This window comes from Pseudochrobactrum mosebachae, assembly GCF_048914685.1.
In the GTDB taxonomy this organism is placed as follows: Bacteria; Pseudomonadota; Alphaproteobacteria; order Rhizobiales; family Rhizobiaceae; genus Pseudochrobactrum.
Genome location: NZ_CP128408.1, coordinates 123,955 through 149,293 on the forward strand (window position 1 = coordinate 123,955; position 25,339 = coordinate 149,293).

Here is a 25,339-nt window from a genome sequence, read left to right on the forward strand (position 1 = left end):
GTTTGATTATAAGGAGTGAATTACCCCTCGATTGCTTTAGCCAAAGCAGCAAGCGCTGCCTCTGCCTTGCTACCGTCAGGGCCACCGGCCTGCGCCATATCCGGACGACCTCCGCCGCCCTGTCCACCAAGCGCAACCGACACCACACGAACCAGATCAACAGCGGAAAAACGCGATGTCAGATCATCGGTAACAGCAACCACAGCGCTGGCTTTGCCATCTTCACTCACGCCGATAAAGGCCACAATACCTGAGCCAAGAGCCTTTTTACCTTCATCAGCCAAAGGCTTCAGATCTTTTGGGGCTACACCAGTAACGCTGCGCCCCATGAACTGAACACCATTAATCGTTTTGGTTTCAGTATCACTCTTTGAAGAGCCGCCACTCAAAGCCAGTTTTTTGCGGGCTTCGGTCAGTTCTTTTTCAAGTTTGCGGCGTTCATCAATCAGGCTGTTCACACGGTCAAGCGCTTCAGCAGGCGTGGTTTTCAATGCACCGGCAATGGCCTTAACCCGATCATCCTGCTCTTCAAGATAAAGGCGGGCAGCCTCACCGGTCAGCGCTTCCATACGGCGGACACCGGCGGCAACGGCACCTTCAGAAACAATGCGTACCAAACCAATATCACCGGTCTGGCGCACATGTGTGCCTCCGCAAAGTTCCAGCGAATAGGTTTTTCCGGCCTTATCGCCCTGCGTTGCGGTTCCCATAGAAACCACGCGAACTTCATCACCGTATTTCTCGCCGAACAATGCCATTGCACCAGCTTCAATCGCATCATCAACAGCCATTAAACGGGTTGAGACGGAAGAGTTCTGCAGAATGATTTCATTAGCAAGATTTTCAACCTTACGCAGTTCTTCTTCTGAAATCGGCTTCGGGTGTGAAAAGTCAAAACGCAGACGTTCAGGCGCAACAAGCGAACCTTTCTGCGCAACATGATTGCCCAGCGTTTCGCGCAGCGCTTCATGCAGCAAATGCGTTGCCGAGTGGTTAGAGCGGATCCGTGTGCGACGGGTGCTGTCAACAACAAGCTCAACCGCATCACCGGTTTTGATCTCGCCCTCATTGACCACAATCTGATGAATGAAAACGCCGTCAGCCTTTTTAAGAGTATCTGTTACTTCAACGACAAAGCCTTCACCATAAATAAAGCCGCGGTCGCCCTGCTGACCACCGGATTCCGCATAAAACGGCGTTTGATTGACAACGAGGCTCAGCGTTTCACCTTTAGCGGCTTTATCAACCACGTTGCCATCACGCACCAACGCAGTAATTACACCTTCAGCCTTCTCAGTATCATAACCGAGAAACTCTGTCGTGCCGACTTTATCGCGTACCGCATACCAGACTTTTTCAGTCGCAGCATCACCGGAGCCGGACCAATTGGCACGCGCATCGGCTTTCTGGCGCTCCATTGCACTGCTGAAACCGTCCGTATCAACGGTAATGCCGCGCTGGCGCAAAGCATCCTGTGTCAGATCAAGCGGGAAACCATATGTATCATAAAGCTTGAATGCTGTTTCGCCATCAAGGCTTTGGCCTTCGCTCATATTTTCTGTGGCTTCACTCAACAAGCCAAGACCACGCTCCAGCGTTTTTCGGAAACGGGTTTCTTCAAGTTTCAGCGTTTCAGAAATCAGCGCTTCGGCACGTACCAGCTCAGGATAGGCCTGCCCCATTTCGCGGATCAGAGTTGGCAGCAGACGCCACATCAGCGGATCACGGGCACCCAGCAACTGCGCATGACGCATGGCACGGCGCATGATGCGACGCAAAACATAACCGCGGCCTTCATTCGACGGCAAAACACCATCGGCAATCAGAAAACTGGCCGAGCGCAGATGATCCGCGATCACGCGATGGCTGGCACGCTGCGCGCCCTCAGCCTTCACACCTGTTGCTTCTTCAGATGAACGGATCAGTGCTTTAAACAGATCAATATCATAATTATCATGCACGCCCTGCAAAACTGCAGCAATGCGCTCCAGCCCCATACCGGTATCGATCGACGGACGCGGAAGATCAATACGCTCTTCTTTCGAAATTTGCTCGAACTGCATGAAAACGAGGTTCCAGATCTCGATGAAACGGTCACCGTCTTCATCAGCTGAACCCGGAGGTCCACCCCAGATATGGTCGCCGTGATCGTAGAAAATTTCGGAACAAGGACCACATGGGCCGGTATCCCCCATCGCCCAGAAGTTATCATTGGTCGCAATACGGATAATGCGATCATCAGAAAGACCGGCAATTTTTTTCCAATAGTCAGCTGCATTATCATCAGTATGATAAACAGTGACCAATAGCTTGTCTTTGTTCAGGCCGAACTCTTTAGTGAGCAGGTTCCACGCAAATGTAATCGCCTCTTCTTTGAAATAATCGCCGAAAGAGAAATTTCCCAGCATTTCAAAGAAAGTGTGATGACGTGCGGTATAGCCGACATTGTCCAGATCATTATGCTTGCCACCGGCACGCACGCATTTTTGTGCAGTGGCCGCACGGCTGTACGGACGGGCTTCCAAACCGGTAAACACATTTTTAAACTGCACCATGCCGGCATTGGTGAACATCAGGGTCGGGTCATTACGCGGCACAAGCGGACTTGACGCCACCGCCTCATGGCCGTTCTTACGAAAATAATCGAGGAATGTTGACCTGATTTCGTTAACGCCGCTCATTGTTCACCTTTGGGTTTCACCCGTGTTTTGGCCGTGCTTTATACGACCCACATCTCTTGAATAAGCTCAGGCTTTCATCTGCGCTACCGTCACTTGCAGCTTTGTATAAACAAGCCAGCACTGTCGGTAAATCTCAGCAGCCATTGCATTTGCCCTGCTTTTAAACAGATGATCATGCACTGTCCAGATATTCACAAGGATTACAGGCCTATCTGTAACAAAATGCCCCGCATCACTCATGCGATACGGGGCATTTTCAATATTTGCACACAATTTACATGTGTCTGAATATGGTTAGAGCGGGTAACGATAAAGTTGGATCGCAGCGCTCGCTCTAAATTTTAGAGATTTCGCATTGTCATACCTATCAAGTTGATTCAACTTGAGAGTGAAATGCTCTAGAGCGGGTAACGATCAGGTTGGATCGTAGCGCTCGCTCTAGATTTTAGATTTATCGCATTGTCATACCTATCAAGTTGATTCAACTTGATAGTGAAATGCTCGAGAGCGTTTTTTATTTTTCATAAAGCAGAAAAACAGATTTACGCTTCTGCGGCATCCGGTGCATCGTCTACTTCAGGGCCGCCATCAAGCAGTTGCTCAGCAATGAGACCAGCATTCTGACGTAAAGTCAGTTCAATCTCATTGGCCACTTCCGGATTTTCTTTCAGGAAGTTTTTGGCATTGTCACGACCCTGCCCCAGACGCTGCGAATTATAGGAGAACCATGAGCCGGATTTTTCAACAATCCCTGCTTTCACGCCAAGATCGACCAATTCACCGTTCTTGGAAACGCCGGCCCCATACATGATGTCGAATTCAACCTGCTTGAACGGTGGTGCAAGCTTGTTTTTAACAACTTTAATACGGGTCTGGTTGCCTACGATTTCATCACGCTCTTTAATCGCGCCGATACGGCGGATATCAAGACGCACAGACGCATAGAATTTGAGCGCATTACCACCGGTTGTGGTTTCAGGCGAACCAAACATCACACCAATTTTCATACGAATCTGGTTAATGAAGATGACCATGGTATTTGAACGCGAAATCGAGGCTGTCAGCTTACGCAGAGCCTGGCTCATCAGACGCGCCTGAAGACCCGGCAGAGAATCGCCCATCTCACCTTCAATTTCCGCACGCGGTGTCAAAGCAGCAACCGAGTCGATAACCAGAACATCAATAGCACCGGAGCGCACCAGCGTATCGGTAATTTCTAAAGCCTGTTCACCGGTATCCGGCTGCGAGATCAGCAGATTTTCCAGATCAACACCCAGTTTACGGGCATAGACCGGATCAAGCGCATGTTCCGCATCTACAAACGCGCAAATACCACCCTTTTTCTGAGCTTCTGCAATTGTATGCAGCGCCATCGTTGTTTTACCCGAGCTTTCAGGCCCGTAAATTTCAACAATACGACCTTTAGGCAGGCCGCCGACACCAAGCGCAATATCCAGAGACAACGAACCGGTAGGAACAGTTTCAATTTCTACTACCTTGTCATTCCGACCAAGGCGCATGATCGAGCCTTTACCAAAAGAACGCTCAATCTGAGACAGTGCCGCGTCCAGAGCCTTTGTTTTGTCCACTGATTTATCCTCAACAAGTCGCAATGAATTCTGAGACATTTTACACCATCCCTTTGTGTCACTTGAAGTCCGCAGAATGAAACTTTATGGAATATATGTATCCTATTTGTTCTCAACTAACAAGAGGCACAAGCCATTGATTTAAAATAATATTTATATTTTGTTCTCATCATGTTCTAAATTATAAATTATTCATAACTAAAAAATGAATCTTTAAATCAAAACCTATAGTCAACAAATCCATACCAACAGCGATTCGAACCGCATCCTAAATCAGACCATATCCGGCTGCTGATTCTATACATATTATCAGGCAACAAAAAACCGCCCCGAAATTTTCGGAGCGGTTATGAATGCACATTTATAGGATGTGATTATACGCCTTTGAGCGGAGAAATTTCGATTTCCACGCGACGGTTCTGGGCGCGTCCATCCGGTGTAGCATTTGAAGCAACCGGCTGCGTGGCACCAAAGCCCATAATTGCAAAACGGCGGCCATCAATGCCCTGACCGCTCAGATAGTTGCCAACCGAAGCCGCACGACGCTGTGAAAGCTGCTGGTTATGCGAGGCAGAACCGGTTGAATCGGTATGGCCTTTAATATCCACCAATGTCTGGTTGAACTTACGCAGAACAATCGCCACTGAATTCAGTGTCGGATAGAACTGTGACATCACAACGTCCTGATCCGTACCAAAAGTAATGCTGGAAGGCATATTCAGGATAATGCGATCGCCATTACGGGTAACGGAAACGCCGGTGCCCTGAAGCTGCGCGCGCAGTTCATTTTCCTGACGGTCCATATAGTTGCCAATTGCACCGCCGCCCAAAGCACCGATACCGGCGCCGATCAGTACAGCATTGCGCTGTGCGTTTTTCGAGCCGCCAACCATCAAACCACCAAGCGCACCTACAGCTGCACCGATGCCTGCACCGCCTGCGGTGTTGGAAACCTTCTGCTCACCTGTATAAGGGTCAGTTGTACAACCAGCCAAAAATGTAACTGTGGTCGCGGCGATAGCAAGTTTTTTCAACATTGTTCAAATTTCCTGATTCAAGATATGCCGCAGGATAACGGCAAATACGGCGCTATGGTGATTAATTTTTGTCCGAAGGTCAAATTCTTCTCTCTGAAGTCCATATTTACTGTCAGATGAACAGTTTTGATAGTTCCTGAAAGCAAAAACAGGTCACACAAATTTAGCGGATAGCACGCCCCTCGCCGTCAAAGCGATGAATCTTATCTTTTACAGGCGTCGCATAGATAACCGAACCCGGCTCTACAGCATATTGGCCGAAAATACGCACAGTCAGCAGGCCCGCTTCTTCGGTATCCAGATACACATTGGTATCCGCACCAAGCTGCTCAACATGCACCACAGAGCCTTTCCACTGTCCGCTATTGCTATCAAGCGTAATATGCTCCGGCCGCACACCAATGCGCTTTACCTGACCGTCGCTGAGAGTGCCGGCATCAAAAATATTCATTTTAGGGGAGCCGATGAAACCAGCTACAAACTCATTATCCGGCGCATTATAAAGATCCATCGGTGCGCCAACCTGTTCAATCTGACCGGCATTCAACACCACAATGCGATTTGCCAGTGTCATCGCTTCTACCTGATCATGGGTGACATAAATCATGGTTGCGGAAAGCTGGCGATGGAGTTTGGCAATCTCCAACCGTGTATTAACACGTAAAGCAGCATCAAGATTGGAAAGCGGTTCATCGAACAAAAACAGCTTAGGCTCACGTACCAAAGCACGACCGATTGCCACGCGCTGGCGCTGCCCGCCCGAAAGCTCTGCGGGACGACGCTTCAGATAGCTTTCAAGCGACAGCATATTTGAGGCCTGCTTGACCCGCGCTTCAATTTCAGCCGCAGGCTTACCAGCCTGTTTAAGGCCAAGCCCCATATTGGATTGCACATCAAGATGCGGGTACAAAGCATAGCTCTGAAACACCATGGCAATGCCGCGCTTGGCGGGTGGTGTTTGGTTGACCACCTGATCATCAATGCGTACTTCACCGGAATTGGCATCTTCAAGACCGGCAATAATGCGTAGCAATGTCGATTTACCGCAACCGGAAGGCCCGACAAAAACGACCAGCTCACCGTCACGCACATCCAGATCAATGCCCTTAATTACATCGACAGGGCCGTAAGATTTGCGGATATTATTGAGTTTCAGAGTTCCCAAAGTCGTTTTCCTGTCAGAATAAATCAGTACAAAAAGCGCAATATCAGAGCTTTACGGCCAGTCCGCTGCGCACACTTTCATCCGCTGCCAAACAAATTCGCAAAGATTGTACTGCATCGTCCATATGGCGGGTGAGATCAATGTTTTCACGGATTGCTTTCAGCATAAAAGCCTGTTCACGGTCGCACAAATCCTGATGATCCGGCTCGCCTTCCATTGAGAGCAATTGATCTTCGCGTTTGAATTTGCCATCTGCACCGGTTTCTGCCTGATGCACACGGATAACAGAGGTTTTGGTATGGGTATTAATGTCAGACGAACTGGCGCCCTCTTCCATAACAATGGAAACGCAGCCTTTCGGTGAAATCACGTCTTTAACAAAAAACGCGGTTTCAGACATCATCGGCCCCCAACCCGCCTCATACCAACCCACAGAGCCGTCATCGAACAGAACCTGAAGATGGCCGTAATTATACATGCCCTCTGCAATTTCATCCGACAGGCGAACCCCCATGCCGCGCACTTCAACTGCCTTGGCATCGGTAATCTGGCACATCACATCCAGATAATGCACGCCGCAATCGACAATCGGCGAGGTGGTTTTCATCAATTGTTTATGGGTCTGCCAATGCGCCCCGCTTGATTGCTGGTTGAGGTTCATACGAAAAACATATGGCCCACCAAGCGAGCGTGCCTCTTCAATCAGCTTCATCCAGGATGGATGATGGCGCAAAATATAGCCGATTACCAATTGGCGTCCGGTATGCTTGGCTTTTTCAACCACGCGTTCCGCATCAGCAACTGTTGTTGCCAGCGGCTTTTCCACAAAAACGTCAGCCCCCGCTTCCAGTGCCATAATGGCATAATCCGCATGGCTGTCTGAATAAGTGGCAACACAAACCAGATCAGGTTTCAGGCGTTGCAGGGCTTCCTCATAATTTTTTTCCAGCGGATAAGAGCGCAGTTCTTCAGGCAAGTTCACCTGCGAACGGTTGACAAATCCCACAATCTCAAAGCCCGGATTATTATGATAGGCCAGCGCATGGCTGAGCCCCATATTACCAAGACCTGCCACCATAACGCGAAGCACTTTTGCGCCATTATCACTCATTTGACTGCTCCTGCGGTAATACCGCGTATTAACTGACGGGAGAATATGAAATACAGCACCAGAACCGGCAGAATAGCCAGCGACAGTGCCGCCAGAACCGCATTCCAATTTGTTACATACTGCCCGATAAACATTTGTGCACCCAGCGTAACCGTCTTGGTTTGTTCAGACGGCGCAAGGATCAGCGGAAACCACAGATCGTTCCAGATCGGGATCATTGTAAACACCGCAACAGTAGCCATGGCCGGACGGATCAGCGGCAGCACAAGGCGGAAAAAGATACGATACTCGCTCAAACCGTCTATGCGGCCGGCATCTTTCAAATCTTTAGACACCTGCCCCATGAATTCGGACAGGATGAAAATCGCCAGCGGCAGGCCTTGCGCGGTATAAACGAGGATCAGCGAGGTCAGCGTATTAACCAGCCCGCTTGCCACCATCAGCTCAAGAATAGACACTGTGCCAAGGCGGATCGGGATCATAATTCCCAGAGCCAGATATAGCCCCATCAGCGTGTTACCGCGAAAGCGGTATTCAGACAGTGCAAATGCTGCCATAGCCCCGAAAACCAGCACCAATGCAATTGCCACCACGGTAACAATCAAACTATTTTGAAAGTAACCGAAGAAATTGCCCTGTGTCATAACGGTCTGATAGCCGACCAGACTGAAGGTTTCGGCATTGGGCAATGATAAAGGCGAGCGAAAGATTGCCGCTTTGGTTTTGAACGAGTTGATGATGATAATCACCACCGGAAACAGAGCAATCAGCGTATAGAGAATAAGGATTGCATGGGCTGCAATCGAGCGGGTGGTTGATTGGCTGGCGCGGCTCATGGGCTGATCCTCAGAACTGGTAGCGGCGCAAACGCCGCTGAATGCCGAACATATAGACGCAGACACCAATCAGGATAATGAAAAACATCAGCGAGGCGATAGTGGCACCCATGTTTCTGTCGCCAACCTGAAGCTGGAAACCGAAGAAAGTGCGGAACATGAAAGTTCCGAGAATATCTGTGGCGTAATTAGGCCCTGCCAGCGCACCCTGCGCTGAGTAGATCAGATCGAACGCATTGAAATTACCAACAAATGTGAGGATCGAGATAATACCGATTGATGGCAGGATCAGCGGCAGCTTAATTTTCCAGAACTGGGCGCCACCGGTGATGCCGTCACATTCGGCAGCTTCAATAATCTCATCCGGAATAGACAAAAGTGCGGCATAAATCAGCATCATCGGAATACCGATAAACTGCCACACCGAGATCAGACCCAGCGTGGTCAGAGCATATTTCTCCTGACCCAGCCAAGGTGCAAACAGACTTTTAAGCCCTACCAGATCCAGTAAATTAGGCGCCACGCCCCAAAGCGGAGACAGGATAAGTTTCCATACAAAGCCGACAATCACGAAAGAGAGAATGGTCGGGATAAAAATTGCCGAACGGTAGAAAGCAGCAAAACGCAATCTTGGATGGCTTAGCAAGGCCGCCAGCAAAATACCAATCGGGTTTTGCACCAGCATATGAATGACAAAAAACCAGGTATTATTACCAAGTGCATTCCAGAAACTGGCAGACCAGCGTTCATCCCCCAGTAATGTGCGAAAATTCTGTAAACCGACAAACATGCTCTGCTGATTTTCAACACGAAACAGCGAAAGCTGCATTGTACCGAAAAGCGGCAGGATCATGATAACGGTGTAGACCAGCACTGCCGGTGCCAGAAACACCAGAATATGCCAGCGGAACGGCGATTTAACCTCAGAATTTCGCGCCATATTTATTCTATGCTTTCCATTAAGCAATCATCGCTCAGCTGTTCAAAATTACTTACAACCAGATACCGCTTTTTTAAAAAAGCCACCCGCTCTGAGCAATGTTCAATTTATACTGAAATAAATTTGAACGGTGCAAAAGCAGAGCGAATGGCTTCATTCAATTGTTATTTCGCAGGCTTGTACCAGCTGTCGAGACCTTTTTGCAGCTTTTCGCCGGCCTGTTCAGCTGTCACTGTACCATTGATAACATTGGCAGATTCAATCCAGGTTTCATTTTCCAGATTTGGTGTACCGCGTGAAAGGATCTGGTAGGTCGAACGAATGGTCGACTTACAATCTTTACGCCAGCCAACCATTTCAGCTGCCAGCGGATCTTCCAGTTTGATTTCATTGGAAGACAGGCTGAAGAATCCCGGCAGAGCATTCGCATAAATAGTAGCAAATTCGTCTGATGCTACCCAGTTAAGGAATGTGGCCGCAGCTTCAGGGTTTTTGGTCTTGGCATTCATGCCAATGCCCAGATCGTTGTGATCAGAGATATAGCATGTGTCGCCATCCTTACGCACAGGCGGGGCAAATGCCCCCATCTGGAAATCAACCTGCGGATTGAAAACACTGATTTCCCATGAGCCTGTCGGATAAATCGCAGCGCGACCAAGCGTAAACAGGTTCTGGCTATCCGGATAGGTCTGCGCTTCAAAGCCGTCGCCCAGATAGTCTTTCCAACGAGCAAGAGTTTTGAACGGCTCTACCCAGTCAGCATCGGTAAGTTTTTGTGTACCGGCGATCAGGGCTTTACGGCCTTCTTCACCCTTCCAATAGGTTGGGCCGATATTCTGGTAGCCCATGGTTGCGGCTTCCCAGAGATCTTTAGTACCCATAGCCATCGGAATATAGGTGCCGTCAGCTTTGATCTTATCAAGAGCGGCAAAAAACTCTTCTTCGGTTTTAGGCGCGGTGATACCAAGCTTTTCAAAGGCATCTTTATTATAGATGAAACCATGAATGACCGAGGCAACAGGCACACAGAACGGTGTTTTGCCATCATCGGTCTGCCATGCGGATTTTGCCACATCGCTGAAGTTTTTCATACCTTCAAGATCACCGAGGCCGGCGAGCTGGCCTTTATCAAACAGTGCCAGTGATTTATCAAACGGACGGCAGGTGATGATATCGCCTGCAGTACCGGCATCAAGCTTGGCACCCAGCGCCGCATCATATTCTGTCGGCGTTGAAGGGTTGAAGGTAATTTTAATGCCGGGATTGGCAGCTTCAAAAGCCGGAATGAGTTTTTCCTGCCAGATCGGCAGATCATCATTACGCCAGCTTTCAATGGTCAGCGTCACATCTTCAGCCGATGCGGCGGATACCAAACCAAAACATCCTGCACCAAGCACACTAGATGCCAGCAATGCAGCACTGAATTTTTGTATAGTCATGACATTCTCCCCGCGGCACCCCAACTCCGGCGCCTTATGAAACGTGTTCAGCTCTGTTTCCGGTTGCTCCGGATATTGTCTTGTTTTAAATTTTAACTTGCAGGCTATGAACAGAGCGATCCGTTAGCGATATAAGATATTTAAATATTGAAACGAGAAATATCGAAAATAGCCGTTATTTTTCGCTCCATACTTTGAGACCTCTTCTCCCGACCGCAAATTCTGTCCTCCAACAGAGTAATGCGTAAATATCTTTTGCTGTCCAGCGAAAGCAAAGATTTTATCACTGATAGTTGCATCTGTGGTTACAAGTTTTATTGAACTGCCAATATTGGTCTTATTTTTACAAACCACATGGATCATCGCAAAAGACCAATGGTGAATACCAATTCAAATTGGCTTGCCTGCAGTTATGATACGACTCACATCGTGTCTCCATAAGGTTATTTAGCCAGAAACTAAAAATTAAAACGATTTAAAAACCAGCAATATGTGTTGCAGCTAAAAATACCTGTATAAATTACCAATGAGAATCGGGAGACGTGATGTGGCAGACTACATAATAGGCATTGATGGCGGCGGCACCGGTTGCCGTGCGGCCATTGCAGATCCTACCGGTAAAATTCTCGGCACCGGGCAAAGTGGTCCTGCCAATATCATGACTGATATGGCAAGTTCTGTTGTCAGCATCCTTGCTGCAACCGATGCTGCATTGCATGCAGCCCAATTGCCTGCCCATGCCTATGGCCGCATTACTGCCTGTCTCGGCCTTGCCGGAGCCAATGTATCCGGTGTAGCGCAAGAGCTGCAAAAGGCCCTGCCCTTTGCCAAAAGCCATGTTGTCTCTGACGGTATCATCGCATTGCAAGGTGCCATTGGTGATCAGGACGGTGTGGTGGTTATACTTGGTACCGGTTCTGTGACCATTTCACGTGAGAATAAGCAGATTACCATGCGTGGCGGCTGGGGTTTTAAAGTCAGCGACCTTGGCGGCGGAGCACGTCTCGGCCAGAAATTGCTTGAAGAATCCCTGTTGGCCTATGACGGCATTTATCAACGTACCCCGCTGGTGAATGCACTGCTTACGCAGTTCAACAATGAACCCCATGCCATTGTGCGTTTTGCTCATGATGCAAAACCCAATGATTTTGGCCGTTATGCGCCATTAATATTCGAATATGCCGCCCAAAATGATCCGCTGGCAGAAAAAATCCTTAACCAGTCTGTTGCAGCTATTGAAGCAGCCCTTGATGCCTCAATGAGCGATCAGCAACCGGTTTTATCGCTCATCGGCGGACTTGGGGCGCTTTATGGCCCGCGTCTGTCGCCACGCTATCAGCAACGATTACGCCCCCCGCTGGCTGATGCCTTAACCGGCGCTGTTGCACTGGCAGCTAAATTGAACTCAGAAATTACTGCAGACTGATGACCCGTATTAATTGCATTCCGCCACAAGAACTTACAGGGCCGCATCTGGTGGCTGAATATCGTGAATTGCCACGTATTTTCGCGCTGGCCCGTGCGGCCATCGAGCGCGGTGAAAAGCCGGATGATCCGCGGAATCCGCGCAGCTACACATTGGGTAAAGGCCATGTGCGGTTTTTCTATCCGCGTTTAGGTTTTCTGGTTCAGCGCCAGCAATCGCTGATTGATGAAATGTTGCAGCGTGGCTATCAGCCATCCTACCAGCAAACCGACCACCTGATTAAAGATATACCGGCCAACTGGTGTGCTGACTGGCAACCGGATGATGATGCCATGCGCATTAATCGCGAAAGAATTGCCGAGCGCCTGAATAAGAATTAGGATTCTTATAATTTACTTTCAAAAACACACTTAAATACCTGTAATAATTGACTTTACCGAAAATTTACAACTACAATATAGGCTAATATTGTAAGCATTTAAAACCTATAAATTTACGCAAACATCAATATTAAAAGGGTGTATTCAATATGTTTAATTTTACAAGCTGTGCCCCTGCCAAAAAGGCAACGACAGTCAAAAAAGCAACTGCTGCCAAAAAGCCGGCAGTTAAGGCAAAGAAAGCCGTGCGTGCCAAGCCTGCCGCCGCTGTCAAAGCTGCGGTAAAACACAAGTAAAACTTACTTACTAAAAAGGCGGCTTATGAGCCGCCTTTTTATTTAACAATATTAGTCTGATCAGCACTCAACCACATTCACAGCAAGACCACCAAGACTGGTTTCCTTGTAGCGCTCATTCATATCCATACCGGTCTGACGCATAGTTTCAATACAGGCATCAAGCGGCACAAAATGCGTACCGTCGCCTTTTACGGCCAGTGAAGCGCCGGTGACAGCCTTCACGGCGCCCAAAGCATTACGCTCAATACATGGCACCTGTACAAGGCCGGCGATCGGATCGCAGGTCATGCCCAAATGATGCTCAAGTGCAATCTCTGCCGCATTTTCAATCTGCATCGGTGTGCCGCCCAATACTGCGGCCAAACCGGCTGCCGCCATTGCTGAAGCCGAACCAACCTCACCCTGACAACCAACCTCGGCACCCGAAATCGAAGCATTATGCTTGATAATGCCACCAACGGCTGAAGAGGTCAGCAGAAAATCACGGATACCCTTCTGATCGGCATCCTCATGGAAATGCAGATAATAGCGCATAACCGCAGGCACAACACCTGCCGCACCATTGGTCGGCGCAGTAACCACACGGCCACCGGCTGCGTTTTCCTCATTAACCGCCATCGCATAAACAGACAGCCAGTCATTGGCAAGCAGCGGATTATGGCGGTTGAGACGCCATTCTTCATTCAGCCTATCGTGCAACTGCTTGGCGCGGCGGCGCACTTTAAGGCCGCCAGGCATAATGCCTTCCTGTGTCAGCCCGCGCTCAATACAACTGCGCATGGCATCCCAGATCTTATCCAGCCCTGCATCAAGCTCTTCACGGCTCATGCGGGTTTCTTCATTCGCACGCTTCATTTCGGCAATCGAAAGCCCGCTGGCAACCGACATTTCCAGCATCTGCTTGGCTGAAGAGAAAGGATAAGGCACATTTTCCTCAACCTGCTGTTTGCCGCCGCTGATACGGGTCGCGTTCAACTCTTCTTCGGTGACAATAAAACCGCCGCCGATTGAATAGTAAACACGCCGGAGTAATACGCGGCCATCGCGGTCAAGTGCTTCAAACGCCAAACCATTGGCATGACCCGGCAGCGCCACTTTACGATCCATAACCAGATCGGCTTTAGGATCAAAATCATAGGCGGGATGGCCCTGCGGTCGTATTTTGTGCTCGGCTGTGACTGTGGCCAGCAGATCATCCATTTTATCAGGATCAATACTGGCAGGTAAAAAACCGCAAAGTCCGAGAATAACCGCGCGGTCTGTGGCATGCCCGATACCGGTAAATGCCAGCGAGCCATGCAGAGATGCTCTGAGGCGCGTAACTTTGGCATTATGCGGTCGTGGCCACTCGCCGTCTTTCAGCTCTTTAAGAAACTGATGCCCTGCCGTCATAGGCCCCATAGTATGGGAGCTCGATGGCCCGATGCCAATTTTAAACAGATCAAAAACTGACAGGAACATGGAAGATTACCGCTCTTTCATTTCTCAAATAACGCAGGCTCAACCGCCGCGTATTTCGCAACATTAAATCTTATATAGCCGGTTATGCAGTTCTGTAAAACAGGATCAAACCGAGTGTGTCATTTAATATGGTGTTGGCATGTACAAAATACACCGAAATACGCAATAAAGCGACAGAATGACTGCTCATCATACAATGTAGAAGAGATGAATCCGTACCTAAAAATTAAGTTCTGCTGCATACGCGCGCTTAATAAAAAATCACCGGGCGATAACGCACCGGTGATTTTATAAATACTGAATTTGTTTTTAGGTTCCGTTTTTAAACGGAGAATAAATAGGCCAACAAAATTAGAGCAGCCAAACCTACAACCGCCCAAAGGGTTACGCCCCAACAGGACTTCTGAACTGTTTCATCCATGGAATATTTACTCTGTTCCAGTCTCTTATTCTTTCGAGTCCACACCGCATTCATTGCTATGCCTGTAGCATATTTATAATCGAGAGCAGTGCGAGAAGCAATCCGCAATTGCGACCAAACCATGACATAGCAGCTATGCAAATTTACCATAGGAGATTTTATTATTATAACTCAGCTTATTATTATCGTTATTTAATGTGATTGCATTTACCATTAAGGCGAAAATACGACAGGCACAACAGAGGTTGGCCGGACTTGTCTCCATTGTCGATCTGTTTATATTCACATAGTCAAATTTTAAAAAACTGAATATTTTTCGTTTAAAACCTCCACTTCAATAAGCACCCAGAAAGCAGTCATCAACTTGGCTAATAATATCTCTGCCAGCAACCCCGCTTCCCTAGCACAACCAATGCTAAAGCCACGGCTTGGCAGGCTGGATATTGCCCGTGGTGTGGCACTGATTGCTATGGCAATTTATCATTTTGGCTGGGATCTCGAATTTTTCGGTTATTTACAGCAGGGTAGCGCCAGTCAAGGCTGGTGGCGAATTTTTGCCCGCTGCATTGCTTCCAGCTTTCTTTTTCTGGTCGGTTTTAGTCTGGTGCTTGCCCATGGACGCGCCATTCGCTGGCAGCCATTTTTCAAGCGCTTTGCACAAGTAGCCATTGCGGCCGCCATGATCAGCGCCCTGACATGGTTTTTTGTTCCGCAAGGCTTTATCTTTTTCGGGATACTGCATCAGATCGCACTTGCCAGCCTAATAGGCTTGTTGTTTTTGCGCGTACCAGTGTGGCTGACAATCATTACTGCAGCCGCAATCATTGCGGCGCCTGCAACATTGCGGTTCGAGATTTTTGATCATCCGGCGCTTTGGTGGGTTGGTCTTTCCACCAGTAATCCGGTTTCTAATGATTATGTGCCACTTTTTCCATGGTTTGGTGCCGTTTTGCTCGGCATGTCTGCCGCCCGGATCATGCTGAAAACCGGTACGCTCAGCTGGCTGCAAGGTGGTGTCAGACCGCAATGGTTGCACGACAGCCTTACATTTATAGGCAGGCACAGCCTTGTATTCTATCTTGTGCACCAACCGGTCTTGATGGGGCTGATCTTTATCGCTTCGCAACTTGTTCCGCCTTCACCTTCTATTCAGGCAGCGAATTTCATCAGCCAATGCAACAGACAATGCAGTATTGAAAGCGACCCGCAACTCTGCAATTTATATTGCAATTGCATGCTTGAAACTATTCAGAACAAACAGGTTACAAGCCTGTTGTCCAACCGTAATGCGAGCAATGAAGACCGCCAGCAATTAGGCGATATCTCACTGCAATGCGTGGCGAAAGCACAAGAGGGCGAGCCTGTCTTCTAGAGCAAGTCAAAACTCTATAATCTGTAGCGAGCGCTGCGATCCTACCTGAGCGTTTGCCGCTCAGGCCACCCTCTCAAATTCCCAATGATAAATTTATAATCAGCTACGCACGCCGAGCTCGGCCATGCGGCCAATGCAGGCTTCTTCAACCTGATCAAGCTCACTGAGTGTTTCATCAATATCACGGCGTTTCTGACGCAGCTCTTCGCGCTTTTCTTCTACGCGCTTGATCAGCAGACGCAACTGACCTGCCTCGCCCGGAGGCTCACGATACATCTGAATAATTTCATGAATTTCAGAAATAGCGAAGCCAAGACGCTTGCCGCGCATAATCTGTTTCAGCAAATGCCTGTCTGATGGGCGAAACAAACGTGTGCGACCACGACGCAGCGGATGAATAAGCCCTTCATCCTCATAAAAGCGTAAAGTTCGTGTGGAAATTCCAAACTCCCTTGTCAGCTCCGTAATCGAATAATATTCACGCATTGTGTTCACCAACTCATTCCTCCCCCACTTGTGACACTGCATTTACGTAAAAGTCAATCTTGCAAACGCAACTACGCGATAATCGCTTTAAGTGCCGGTTATAAATCTGTCATTTTTAAATGAACTATAGTCGCCTTTTAATCATTTTTTACTACGGCTGCAATCTACGACATCAAGATCAAAGCCCTTAGAATTACAACTACGAAAATATATATGCTTAATTGCGCAATTAAGTATCATATTATTTTATTGATGCGCAATTTAAAGATCAGTTAAGTGAGAATCCGAACCACCAGGTTGCCAGACCGAGAAATGCGAAAAAGCCGATTACATCTGTCACAGTGGTCACAAAGACTGCCGATGCAATAGCCGGATCAGCGCCCAAACGATGCAGGCAAAGCGGGATAAGAATACCGCCCAAAGCTGCTGCCAGCATATTAATAATCATAGCAGTACCGATAATGCCGCCAAGCTGCGAATTATCAAACCAGTAGCCTGCAACTGCGCCAATCATTATGGCAAACATCAGCCCGTTTAAAAGCCCTATCGCAGCTTCACGGCGGATAACGCGGGCCGCATTATGAATATCAATATTGCGCGTGGCGATTGCCCGCACGGTAACCGTCATGGTTTGGGTCGCAGCATTGCCGCCCATAGAGGCCACAATCGGCATCAACACCGCAAGTGCCACCATTTGCTCAATTGTGCCGTCAAAAAAGCCGATAACAGACGCAGACAAAAAGGCTGTAAACAGATTGACAAACAGCCATGGCGACCGAGATTTGGCAATGGTCATGAAACTGTCGGACAGCTCCTCATCACCCACACCACCCAGACGCATGATGTCTTCTTCAGCCTCTTCCTGAATAACATCCACCACATCGTCAATCGTCAGCACGCCTACCAAACGTTCATTTTCATCAAGAACCGCAGTTGAAAGCAAGTTATATTGCTCGAAAATCTGCGCGGCCTCTTCCTGATCCATAGTGGCAGGAATAGCGTGGCGTGCTTCAATCATCAGGTCTTCAACCCGCACCACCCGCTGCACACGCAACAACCGGTCGAGTTCGATTGTGCCAAGCAGATGAAAGGCAGGATCAATCACAAAGACCTGTGAAAACCGGTCCGGCAGATCGTTATCTTCGCGCATATAATCAATGGTCTGCCCCACGGTCCAGAATGGCGGCACAGCCACAAATTCTGTCTGCATGCGGCGCCCTGCACTATCTTCCGGATATTCCAGCGCACGACGTAGTCGAACACGCTCGGTAAATGGCAGTTTGGCCAGAATTTCATCCTGATCCTGCTGGTCCATATCTTCAAGAATATAAACCGCATCATCGGAATCGAGATCCTGCATACCCTCAGCAATCAGCGCATTGGGCATAGCATCCACGATCCCAAGACGGATCGCTTCGTCAACTTCAGTCAGCGCCTCAAAGTCGAACTCATCGCCAAGCAGACCAACCAGAGCCTGTCGCTCATCACCGCTAAGCGCTTCCAGCAAATGGCCGAGCTCGGAAGAGTGCAGATCGCGCACTTCAGCACGCAGAATATCTGCATCGCGCTTTTCAAGTGCCTGCTCAATACGTGTAACCAGAGCTTCACTGACCGAACCGTCCTCATCATAAACATCCTCACGGATATTTTTTTCAGAATCGACATTGTGTGACAGGTCAGTGTGCTGCATGAGAACCGTTTCAATAAGAGATCAGAGCCTTTTATGAGGCAAGGTCAGTGCTGTAACGCAAAGTGCTCCCTATAAGAAGTCGCTTTCACGTCAATAAGCAATTTTACTGCTCTGAAATATAAAAACCTGACGCTATCCTGACAGCTATGTCGGATATGCAACAGTTTATCAGTGAAGCAGATAAATAATTGGCTTGAGGTGTTTACCCCGTGCTAAAGCAGTTTCAGAAAATACATTGAAACCTAAGCCAGATAACAAACAGGGTTTTCATGCGAAAAACGGTCATTGCTTTGATTGGTGTGGTTGGTGTTATAACGGCAACCTGTACTGGTACTTATTTTTATACGATGTCGGTTGGAAAACAATCACTCCGGCAGCTGGCACAAGATGGCGGCTTTTGCAAACAACCGGATTGTACTGATGGCATTGATTATGCGAGTTCCTTTCTATCCAATGAATTTGGTCTGTCGTCACGTGGTGTGCAGTGGTGCATTGGCGTGGATGAAATTGCCGGCCGCGATTTTATACTTGGACAAACAGTCCGGAACTTGTTGACTGAAGTGCTCTATATACCATGCAATGAAGATGATGGCGCAATGCCGCCAGTTAATGAGGATTAAATGCGCCACTTTTCGTTACTACCTGTTCTTGCGTGGCTGATGCTGGCAGCTTTGCTGGTGGTAACGGTTAGCCCGATCGGTCTGCGTCCGCATATTCCGGGGCATGTGACAACCGAGCGGTTTTTAGCTCTGGCCACCATAGGACTATTGTTTTGTCTGGCCTATCCAAAACGCTGGTTATTCGTGTTGATTATGCTGATTGCAGTTGCAGGTCTCTTTGAACTCATGCAGCGCCTGACACCGGATAGGCATGGGGAATTATCCGATTTTATCGTTAAGTCCTGCGGCGCGATTACAGGTGTTTTTGTTGGAAAGCTGATTTTATATTGGAAGAAATCTTTAAATTAAATAGAAAATAAGAGTGAAATAAAAAGATAATATTACACTCTTATTTTTAAAAATCTATTTTTTGAATATTAACACAACATACTCAAAATTGGACTTGTTAATATACAAGCAACTTTACAAGCGATGTCGTCGTCGTCACAAAAAACGCCAGCATTTACCTCTGTTGCGCTAAAAATAATCAACATAGAAACCATTGTTACAATAATTTTTTTCAAAAAAACATCTCCACAAAATATTTTAATCAATGACCGCAAATATAAACAATTATTAGAATGCTCTTAATATCAGAGATGTCAATTGCAACTTAAAATTGCACTTTTATCTAAAGCTATTATGTTTGGCACATCAAAAAGCCGCTTCCAGAGAAACTGTAAGCGGCTTAATTTAATAAAGGTTTGAGAGTTTAACGTATTACAGAGCACAATTACCCGTCGCGGTTCTAAGCGACAAAGTCATCCGTCGCGGTCTTAAGCGACAAAGTCACTTTGTGTACCATGTGCCTCAATCGCCTGTGAAAGGCGCAGCAAGGCATGCACATAGGCCGCGGTACGCATTGTGACGCCCTTTTCTTTTGCCACATTCCAGATTGCACGGCCTTCACGCTCCATAATGGTGCGCAGACGGGTATGGATTTCTTCCAATTCCCAATAAAAACACTGACGATTTTGCACCCATTCAAAATATGAAACAGTTACACCGCCGGCATTGGCCAAAATATCCGGCAGAATGGTAACACCCATTTTAGCCAGAATAACATCAGCTTCGGCTGTCACAGGGCCATTGGCCAGTTCCAAAATCAGCTTGGCCTTAACGCTGCCGGCATTGCGCGCATGGATCATATCTTCCATTGCTGCAGGCACCAGTACGTCACATTGCACACCAACCAGATCATCTGCGTTTAATGCCTCATGGCCACCATGCCCGATTGTTGCGAGCACTGAGTTACCATTCTGCTTGGCAGCAATCAGAGCTGCAATATCGAGACCGGAAGCGCAATAAACAGCACCTTCAGAATCGGATACCGCAACAATCTTATGGCCGTCACCAGCCATCAATCTCGCCATATGCTGACCGGCATTGCCAAAACCCTGAATGGTAACATGCAGCTCTTCTGAAAGACCAAGATCGGCAGCGAGATGGCGAACGAGATAAAAACCGCCGCGTGCGGTTGCATCATCACGGCCTAGCGAGCCGCCCAAAGCAATCGGTTTACCGGTAATAACGGCTGGCGAGGACTGACCAACCATTTGCGAATATTCATCAGCCATCCAGCCCATGATCATCGAATTGGTGTAAACATCGGGTGCAGGAATATCACGGTCCGGCCCCAAAATACGGGCAAAAGCCTGAATATAAGCACGCGACAGCCGCTCCAGCTCAGCCTTGGAGAGCTTACGCGGATCAACCTGAATAGCGCCCTTGCCGCCACCATAAGGCAGGTTCATGACCGCGCATTTGAATGTCATCCAAAATGCCAGTGTCTCCACCTCTTCAGCGGTAGAATCCGGATGAAAGCGGATACCGCCTTTGGTTGGTCCGCGCGTATCATCATAGCGACAGCGCCATGCGATAAAGGATTTTCGCGAGCCGTCATCCATACGGATCATCAAGCGTACTTTGGTCGTCTCCCGGGCAAATTTCAGTTTTTCGATCACATCTGCGTCTATTTCGAGATGGCTTGCAGCTTCATCGAGACGGACGAGTGCATTTTCGAGCGGATTATCCTGCGTCATTGAAATTTGCCTTTCTTGCGATTGCAGCATGAAAAATTACGCTTTGCATATCTTTTGATGGCTTTACGCGCAACAAAAATATGACAGCCATGCTGACATTATGCGTATTAAGCACAATGTCAGACCCAAAACAGATACTTAATACGACACAGGCTGACGCGTGCATGCAAATTAGAAAATTAATTTTTGCTCCCATCCTGCCATTTCCACCATTTGAAATTGGTAAAATCTTTGATTCGAAGAGCGTATTCACAGCTGCGTATTTTATTTCCAAATGTGATTTAGCATAAATTAATACCGATATATCCATATAAACAAATCTTTATATCTATATTGACAAATATTGATTCATAGTGCAAATTCCAATCATCGTGGTTCTTTTCTGCAATCGCCCAGCGCAATCCAACACGCTGCAAAGTCGCAAAAAAGCTAAGAGGGAATGCGGTGCGATTGTTCTGTCTGACGAGTTTCAGATGGTAATTTAAGCCGCAGCTGCCCCCGCAACTGTAAGCGGTTAGTTTTCTTCCAATTGTTCGGTGAATTTCATTCACCAAACATGTGTTCAGAGAGTTTTTGTTCTGAACAGTCACTGAAATGGCAACATTTCGGGAAGACCGGAAGGCGATGTTGACCCGCAAGCCAGGAGACCTGCCCGATACACACATTTAAGACAGATCCGGTCTGCGTGGCCTCCTGCCCGCAGCAACCTGCTGTCAGCATTCGTCGGGGTATTGAAATGACCGTTACTACTGCAAATTTAGGTTTTCCGCGTATCGGAAAACAGCGCGAGCTTAAATTCGCTCTTGAATCTTACTGGGCCGGCAAAACCACACAGCAGGAGCTGCTTGCCACGGCCAAATCCTTGCGTGCCAGCAACTGGAAGCTGCAACAGGACAAGGGCATTAAAACCATCCCTTCCAATGATTTTTCGCTTTATGATCATGTGCTTGATCTGGCTGTAACACTTGGTGTTATTCCGGCAATCTATGGTTGGAAAGGCGGAAAACTAGATCTCGACACTTATTTCGCTTTGGCGCGCGGTGGCAAAACCGGCGCAGCAACTGAAGCGGAAAAATGTGGCTGTGGTCATGATCATAGCAATGAAACTGCGAATAATGGCGTAGCTGCACAGGAAATGACCAAGTGGTTTGATACCAATTACCATTATATGGTGCCGGAATTCAGCGCAGGTCAGACCTTTACACTGACTGAAAACAAAGCGCTGAATGAATTCAACGAAGCCAAAGAACTGGGCATTCATACCCGCCCTGTCCTGCTCGGCCCTGTCTCTTTCCTCAAGCTTGGAAAATCGCAGGATGCAGATTTTGATCTCAATAAAACACTTGCAAACTTGTTGCCAGTCTATGCTGAAATTCTTGCCCAGCTCCATGCTGCCGGTGCAGATTGGGTGCAGATTGATGAGCCGGTGCTCAGCCTTGATCTTTATGCACAAGATCATGCCGCTATCCGCACTGCTTATGAACTGCTGGCTGAAAAAGTACCGGGCCTGAAGATTTTGCTCGCCAATTATTTTGGCTCATACGGTGACAACCTACTCACTGCTGTAACATTGCCGGTGGCCGGTCTCCATCTTGATCTGGTGCGCGCCGAACAAGATCTTGAAGCAACAGTTAAAATTGCACGCCCGAACCTTGTGCTGTCGCTTGGTGTTATTGATGGCCGCAATATCTGGCGTGGCGACCTGCGCGGCATTACAAACCGCCTGAAGGATATTATTGCAAAGCGCGGTGCCGATACAGTGCAGATTGCACCATCCTGCTCGCTTCTGCATGTGCCGATTGATCTGGATTCAGAAAAGAAGCTTGATCAGGACATTCGCCAGTCACTCGCTTTTGCAGTGCAAAAACTTGACGAGCTGGCAGCTCTTGGTACAGTTCTAGGCAAACAGCCGGAATCTGCGGAAGCCGCTCTTAAAGCCTCTGATGAAGCCATCAACGCCCGCAAAGCATCCACAAAAGTTAATAATAAATCCGTTCAGGCGCGGGTTGCCGCTATCACCGATGCGCAGTCCCATCGCCAGAGCCCATTTGAAACCCGTGTTAAATTGCAGGCAGAACATCTCAATCTGCCGCTATATCCAACCACAACAATCGGATCATTTCCGCAGACCAAAGAAGTGCGTCAGGCACGCTCACGCTTTACTAAGGGCGAGCTAAGTGCGGCTGATTATCAGACATTCCTTGAGCAGGAAACTGAAACTGCCATCCGCTGGCAGGAAGAGATCGGCATTGATGTGCTGGTTCACGGCGAGTTTGAACGCAATGATATGGTGCAATATTTCGGTGAACAGCTGGATGGCTATGCGTTTACGCAATCCGGCTGGGTGCAGAGCTATGGCTCGCGCTATGTGCGTCCTCCGGTGATTTATGGTGATGTTTCCCGTCCTGTTGCAATGACTGTGGAATGGGCGAAGTTTTCGCAGAGCAAAACCTCCAAGCCAATGAAGGGCATGCTGACAGGGCCGGTTACCATGCTGCAATGGTCTTTTGTACGCGATGACCTGCCACGCTCCGAAGTCTGCCGTCAGATTGCTCTGGCATTGCGTGACGAAGTGACTGATCTGGAAACCGCAGGCATCAGCGTTATCCAGATTGACGAACCGGCTCTGCGAGAAGGTTTACCACTACGCAAAAGCGACTGGGCTGCCTATCTGGATTGGGCTGTGACTGCGTTTCGCCTCAGTGCTGCCGGCGTGCGTGATGAAACCCAGATTCACACACATATGTGCTATTCGGAATTCAACGATATCATGCCTGCCATTGAAGCCCTAGACGCCGATGTGATCTCAATTGAAACATCACGTTCAAAGATGGAATTACTGAGTGCATTTTCTGAACAGGGCTATCCGAATGAAATCGGCCCCGGCGTTTATGATATTCACTCACCGCGGATTCCGGATGTGGAAGAAATGGTTGATCTGATTGAAAAAGCCGCACAAAAACTGAAAGCAAAGCAAATTTGGGTCAATCCGGATTGCGGCCTGAAAACCCGTGGCTGGGCAGAAACCAAACCTGCTCTGGTCAATATGGTTGAAGCAGCCCGTCAGCTTCGCGCGGCCGTATAATTTGCCAAAAGCATAAAGCGAAAAATGCCGTGGCAGAAATCCTGCCACGGCATTTTGCTTTATAAAAATATATCAGCAGGCTGTGCAACTCCTTGTGTAATACTTTGAGCCGTTTTAGAACATCGATGTATAATGTACAAAAAACAGGTTCACGACCGGATATCAGCGCTTTCATTCCCCCAGACTTACAAAACGCTGACCCCTTATTTAAACGCAGTTTCAGGATCCAGCATATTGAATGGCATCCAAGGAAATCAGAATGACCCCGCAGCAAACAATCGAAGCATCTGACATGGAAATTTATGGCCAGGATGTACCGCAGATTTCGCGTTTGATTGATGTGGTATTTCCGGGTGATACCAATCACCATGGCACCCTGTTCGGCGGTGCGGGCTTTGCATTGATGGATCGCGTGGCGTTTATTGCTGCCACTCGCCACGGTCGCGTGCCGTTTGTTACCGCATCCTGCGAGCGTATTGATTATACCGCACCGGTTAAGCTCGGGCAAATTGTCGAGCTTACCGCCAAAGTTATCCGTGTTGGACGGACCTCACTCTCGGTAGAAGTTGAAATGGTGGCTGAGAATATGGTGGGCGGTGAGCGTGTTTTATGTACACGCGGGCTGTTTCATATGGTTGCCAAAACCGAACAAACCAAAGATAAATCCTGGTCACTGCCACCTTTATTGCAAATTTCAGATGATGAAGACGCCAGCGATTTACCCACTTTATTGCGGATGTCAGATGTGGTTTTTGCAGATCAGGCCAATGCCTATGGCACGATGTTTGGTGGTGAAGCGATGGCTGCTATGAGCAAAAGTGCGTTTATTGCCGCCACCCGCTATTGCCGCCTACCAACAGTACTTGCATCATCGCGCAAAATGGATTTCAAACATCCGATCAAAGTCGGCTCTATTCTTGAACTGGCCTCCAAAGTTATCCAATCAGGCCGCAGCTCTGTTGTGGTAGCAACCGAATTATGGTCCGAAGACCTGATGAGCGGCGAAAGACTGATGTCTGCTAAAGGCGAATTTACTATGGTAGCGGTGGATGAAAGTGGCAATCCTATAAAATACTGACTGAATATTTCCAAAAACTCAGAGCAAAAAAGCAGTACCGTAGATCCTGCGGCTTTTGCTTCGCCAGGTTACAAGCCGAATGTTTAGGATGCTCGACGCTCTGCAATATTAAAGCCTCTTCTTAATATTGTGAATGTAGCTT

21 protein-coding genes and 1 riboswitch are annotated in these 25,339 nt (G+C 48.2%); of the genes, 8 read left to right on the forward strand and 13 right to left on the reverse strand.

The window, feature by feature from the left end:
• Positions 1 to 20: 20 nt before the first annotated feature.
• The 8 genes from alaS to MP213Fo_RS00640 form a co-directional block, all read right to left on the reverse strand.
• The gene (gene alaS / locus MP213Fo_RS00605; protein ID WP_421089776.1) at positions 21 to 2,681 is read right to left on the reverse strand and encodes an alanine--tRNA ligase; all 2,661 of its coding nucleotides are present in this window, start codon (positions 2,679 to 2,681) and stop codon (positions 21 to 23) included.
• Between the two features lie 542 nt (positions 2,682 to 3,223).
• Complete coding sequence (gene recA, locus MP213Fo_RS00610; RefSeq protein ID WP_421089777.1) at positions 3,224 to 4,309, reverse strand: recombinase RecA; 1,086 nt, start codon at positions 4,307 to 4,309, stop codon at positions 3,224 to 3,226.
• A gap of 335 nt (positions 4,310 to 4,644) precedes the next feature.
• Positions 4,645 to 5,307 carry an OmpA family protein gene (locus MP213Fo_RS00615; protein WP_421089778.1) on the reverse strand — a complete coding sequence of 221 codons (663 nt, stop codon included), beginning with the start codon at positions 5,305 to 5,307 and terminating at the stop codon, positions 4,645 to 4,647.
• A 163-nt stretch (positions 5,308 to 5,470) separates the two neighbouring features.
• Positions 5,471 to 6,472, reverse strand: a complete 1,002-nt coding sequence (locus MP213Fo_RS00620) for an ABC transporter ATP-binding protein (protein ID WP_421089779.1) — start codon at positions 6,470 to 6,472, stop codon at positions 5,471 to 5,473.
• A 43-nt stretch (positions 6,473 to 6,515) separates the two neighbouring features.
• Positions 6,516 to 7,583, reverse strand: a complete 1,068-nt coding sequence (locus MP213Fo_RS00625) for a Gfo/Idh/MocA family protein (protein ID WP_421089780.1) — start codon at positions 7,581 to 7,583, stop codon at positions 6,516 to 6,518.
• Positions 7,580 to 8,419: a carbohydrate ABC transporter permease gene (locus MP213Fo_RS00630; protein ID WP_421089781.1), complete on the reverse strand. Its 840-nt coding sequence runs from the start codon at positions 8,417 to 8,419 to the stop codon at positions 7,580 to 7,582. The genes MP213Fo_RS00625 and MP213Fo_RS00630 overlap by 4 nt, the downstream gene beginning before the upstream one ends.
• Before the next feature lie 10 nt (positions 8,420 to 8,429).
• A complete protein-coding gene (locus MP213Fo_RS00635; RefSeq protein ID WP_421089782.1) occupies positions 8,430 to 9,359 on the reverse strand; it encodes a carbohydrate ABC transporter permease in 930 nt (309 codons plus the stop codon).
• A 164-nt stretch (positions 9,360 to 9,523) separates the two neighbouring features.
• Positions 9,524 to 10,798, reverse strand: coding sequence for an ABC transporter substrate-binding protein (locus MP213Fo_RS00640; protein ID WP_421089783.1), 1,275 nt, complete (start codon positions 10,796 to 10,798; stop codon positions 9,524 to 9,526).
• 547 nt (positions 10,799 to 11,345) lie between these two features.
• On the opposite strand from MP213Fo_RS00640, the gene MP213Fo_RS00645 reads away from it, so the two are divergent.
• The 3 genes from MP213Fo_RS00645 to MP213Fo_RS00655 all read left to right on the forward strand — a co-directional run bounded on the left by MP213Fo_RS00645 (position 11,346) and on the right by MP213Fo_RS00655 (position 12,900).
• Positions 11,346 to 12,224: a BadF/BadG/BcrA/BcrD ATPase family protein gene (locus tag MP213Fo_RS00645; RefSeq protein ID WP_421089784.1), complete on the forward strand. Its 879-nt coding sequence runs from the start codon at positions 11,346 to 11,348 to the stop codon at positions 12,222 to 12,224.
• Positions 12,224 to 12,604, forward strand: coding sequence for a pyrimidine dimer DNA glycosylase/endonuclease V (locus MP213Fo_RS00650; RefSeq protein ID WP_421089785.1), 381 nt, complete (start codon positions 12,224 to 12,226; stop codon positions 12,602 to 12,604). The genes MP213Fo_RS00645 and MP213Fo_RS00650 overlap by 1 nt, the downstream gene beginning before the upstream one ends.
• A gap of 149 nt (positions 12,605 to 12,753) precedes the next feature.
• Positions 12,754 to 12,900 carry a hypothetical protein gene (locus MP213Fo_RS00655; protein WP_421089786.1) on the forward strand — a complete coding sequence of 49 codons (147 nt, stop codon included), beginning with the start codon at positions 12,754 to 12,756 and terminating at the stop codon, positions 12,898 to 12,900.
• A 60-nt stretch (positions 12,901 to 12,960) separates the two neighbouring features.
• On the opposite strand, the gene MP213Fo_RS00660 is transcribed toward MP213Fo_RS00655, so the two are convergent.
• A complete protein-coding gene (locus MP213Fo_RS00660) occupies positions 12,961 to 14,364 on the reverse strand; it encodes an L-serine ammonia-lyase (protein ID WP_421089787.1) in 1,404 nt (467 codons plus the stop codon).
• A gap of 833 nt (positions 14,365 to 15,197) precedes the next feature.
• On the opposite strand from MP213Fo_RS00660, the gene MP213Fo_RS00665 reads away from it, so the two are divergent.
• Positions 15,198 to 16,157, forward strand: coding sequence for a heparan-alpha-glucosaminide N-acetyltransferase (locus MP213Fo_RS00665; protein WP_421089788.1), 960 nt, complete (start codon positions 15,198 to 15,200; stop codon positions 16,155 to 16,157).
• A gap of 99 nt (positions 16,158 to 16,256) precedes the next feature.
• Here the strand turns inward: MP213Fo_RS00665 and MP213Fo_RS00670 are convergent, their stop codons facing one another.
• Positions 16,257 to 16,643, reverse strand: coding sequence for a MerR family transcriptional regulator (locus tag MP213Fo_RS00670; protein ID WP_421091174.1), 387 nt, complete (start codon positions 16,641 to 16,643; stop codon positions 16,257 to 16,259).
• A 268-nt stretch (positions 16,644 to 16,911) separates the two neighbouring features.
• Positions 16,912 to 18,333 carry a magnesium transporter gene (gene mgtE, locus MP213Fo_RS00675; RefSeq protein WP_421089789.1) on the reverse strand — a complete coding sequence of 474 codons (1,422 nt, stop codon included), beginning with the start codon at positions 18,331 to 18,333 and terminating at the stop codon, positions 16,912 to 16,914.
• Between the two features lie 269 nt (positions 18,334 to 18,602).
• Here mgtE and MP213Fo_RS00680 point away from each other — a divergent pair, with 269 nt between their 5' ends.
• Both MP213Fo_RS00680 and MP213Fo_RS00685 read left to right on the forward strand, forming a co-directional pair.
• Positions 18,603 to 18,953 (forward strand): hypothetical protein, encoded by a 351-nt coding sequence (locus tag MP213Fo_RS00680; RefSeq protein WP_421089790.1) that lies wholly within the window; start codon positions 18,603 to 18,605, stop codon positions 18,951 to 18,953.
• On the forward strand, positions 18,954 to 19,301 hold the full coding sequence (locus tag MP213Fo_RS00685) for a VanZ family protein (protein WP_421089791.1): 348 nt from the start codon (positions 18,954 to 18,956) through the stop codon (positions 19,299 to 19,301).
• A 467-nt stretch (positions 19,302 to 19,768) separates the two neighbouring features.
• On the opposite strand, the gene MP213Fo_RS00690 is transcribed toward MP213Fo_RS00685, so the two are convergent.
• Together MP213Fo_RS00690 and MP213Fo_RS00695 are read right to left on the reverse strand one after the other, a co-directional pair.
• Entirely contained in the window at positions 19,769 to 21,034 is a 1,266-nt protein-coding gene (locus tag MP213Fo_RS00690; protein ID WP_421089792.1) for a Glu/Leu/Phe/Val family dehydrogenase, read from the reverse strand.
• A complete protein-coding gene (locus tag MP213Fo_RS00695) occupies positions 21,021 to 21,344 on the reverse strand; it encodes a hypothetical protein (RefSeq protein ID WP_421089793.1) in 324 nt (107 codons plus the stop codon). Before MP213Fo_RS00695 ends, MP213Fo_RS00690 begins: the two co-directional genes overlap by 14 nt.
• 45 nt (positions 21,345 to 21,389) lie before the next feature.
• A riboswitch (cobalamin riboswitch) is annotated at positions 21,390 to 21,705 on the forward strand.
• Between the two features lie 65 nt (positions 21,706 to 21,770).
• Here MP213Fo_RS00695 and metE point away from each other — a divergent pair.
• Complete coding sequence (gene metE, locus MP213Fo_RS00700) at positions 21,771 to 24,119, forward strand: 5-methyltetrahydropteroyltriglutamate--homocysteine S-methyltransferase (RefSeq protein ID WP_421089794.1); 2,349 nt, start codon at positions 21,771 to 21,773, stop codon at positions 24,117 to 24,119.
• Positions 24,120 to 24,378: 259 nt separating this feature from the next.
• On the forward strand, positions 24,379 to 25,197 hold the full coding sequence (locus MP213Fo_RS00705) for an acyl-CoA thioesterase (RefSeq protein WP_421089795.1): 819 nt from the start codon (positions 24,379 to 24,381) through the stop codon (positions 25,195 to 25,197).
• The last annotated feature ends 142 nt before the right edge of the window (positions 25,198 to 25,339 follow it).

Bases quoted from the DNA above. Each gene is read 5' to 3' on its own strand.
- alaS (WP_421089776.1), bottom strand. From the start codon at position 2,681: ATGAGCGGCGTTAACGAAATCAGGTCAACATTCCTCGATTATTTTCGT.
- recA (WP_421089777.1), bottom strand. From the start codon at position 4,309: ATGTCTCAGAATTCATTGCGACTTGTTGAGGATAAATCAGTGGACAAA.
- MP213Fo_RS00615 (WP_421089778.1), bottom strand. From the start codon at position 5,307: ATGTTGAAAAAACTTGCTATCGCCGCGACCACAGTTACATTTTTGGCT.
- MP213Fo_RS00625 (WP_421089780.1), bottom strand. From the start codon at position 7,583: ATGAGTGATAATGGCGCAAAAGTGCTTCGCGTTATGGTGGCAGGTCTT.
- MP213Fo_RS00630 (WP_421089781.1), bottom strand. From the start codon at position 8,419: ATGAGCCGCGCCAGCCAATCAACCACCCGCTCGATTGCAGCCCATGCA.
- MP213Fo_RS00635 (WP_421089782.1), bottom strand. From the start codon at position 9,359: ATGGCGCGAAATTCTGAGGTTAAATCGCCGTTCCGCTGGCATATTCTG.
- MP213Fo_RS00640 (WP_421089783.1), bottom strand. From the start codon at position 10,798: ATGACTATACAAAAATTCAGTGCTGCATTGCTGGCATCTAGTGTGCTT.
- MP213Fo_RS00650 (WP_421089785.1), top strand. From the start codon at position 12,224: ATGACCCGTATTAATTGCATTCCGCCACAAGAACTTACAGGGCCGCAT.
- MP213Fo_RS00655 (WP_421089786.1), top strand. From the start codon at position 12,754: ATGTTTAATTTTACAAGCTGTGCCCCTGCCAAAAAGGCAACGACAGTC.
- MP213Fo_RS00660 (WP_421089787.1), bottom strand. From the start codon at position 14,364: ATGTTCCTGTCAGTTTTTGATCTGTTTAAAATTGGCATCGGGCCATCG.
- MP213Fo_RS00665 (WP_421089788.1), top strand. From the start codon at position 15,198: ATGCTAAAGCCACGGCTTGGCAGGCTGGATATTGCCCGTGGTGTGGCA.
- MP213Fo_RS00670 (WP_421091174.1), bottom strand. From the start codon at position 16,643: ATGCGTGAATATTATTCGATTACGGAGCTGACAAGGGAGTTTGGAATT.
- mgtE (WP_421089789.1), bottom strand. From the start codon at position 18,333: ATGCAGCACACTGACCTGTCACACAATGTCGATTCTGAAAAAAATATC.
- MP213Fo_RS00680 (WP_421089790.1), top strand. From the start codon at position 18,603: ATGCGAAAAACGGTCATTGCTTTGATTGGTGTGGTTGGTGTTATAACG.
- MP213Fo_RS00685 (WP_421089791.1), top strand. From the start codon at position 18,954: ATGCGCCACTTTTCGTTACTACCTGTTCTTGCGTGGCTGATGCTGGCA.
- MP213Fo_RS00690 (WP_421089792.1), bottom strand. From the start codon at position 21,034: ATGACGCAGGATAATCCGCTCGAAAATGCACTCGTCCGTCTCGATGAA.
- MP213Fo_RS00695 (WP_421089793.1), bottom strand. From the start codon at position 21,344: ATGGATATATCGGTATTAATTTATGCTAAATCACATTTGGAAATAAAA.
- metE (WP_421089794.1), top strand. From the start codon at position 21,771: ATGACCGTTACTACTGCAAATTTAGGTTTTCCGCGTATCGGAAAACAG.
- MP213Fo_RS00705 (WP_421089795.1), top strand. From the start codon at position 24,379: ATGACCCCGCAGCAAACAATCGAAGCATCTGACATGGAAATTTATGGC.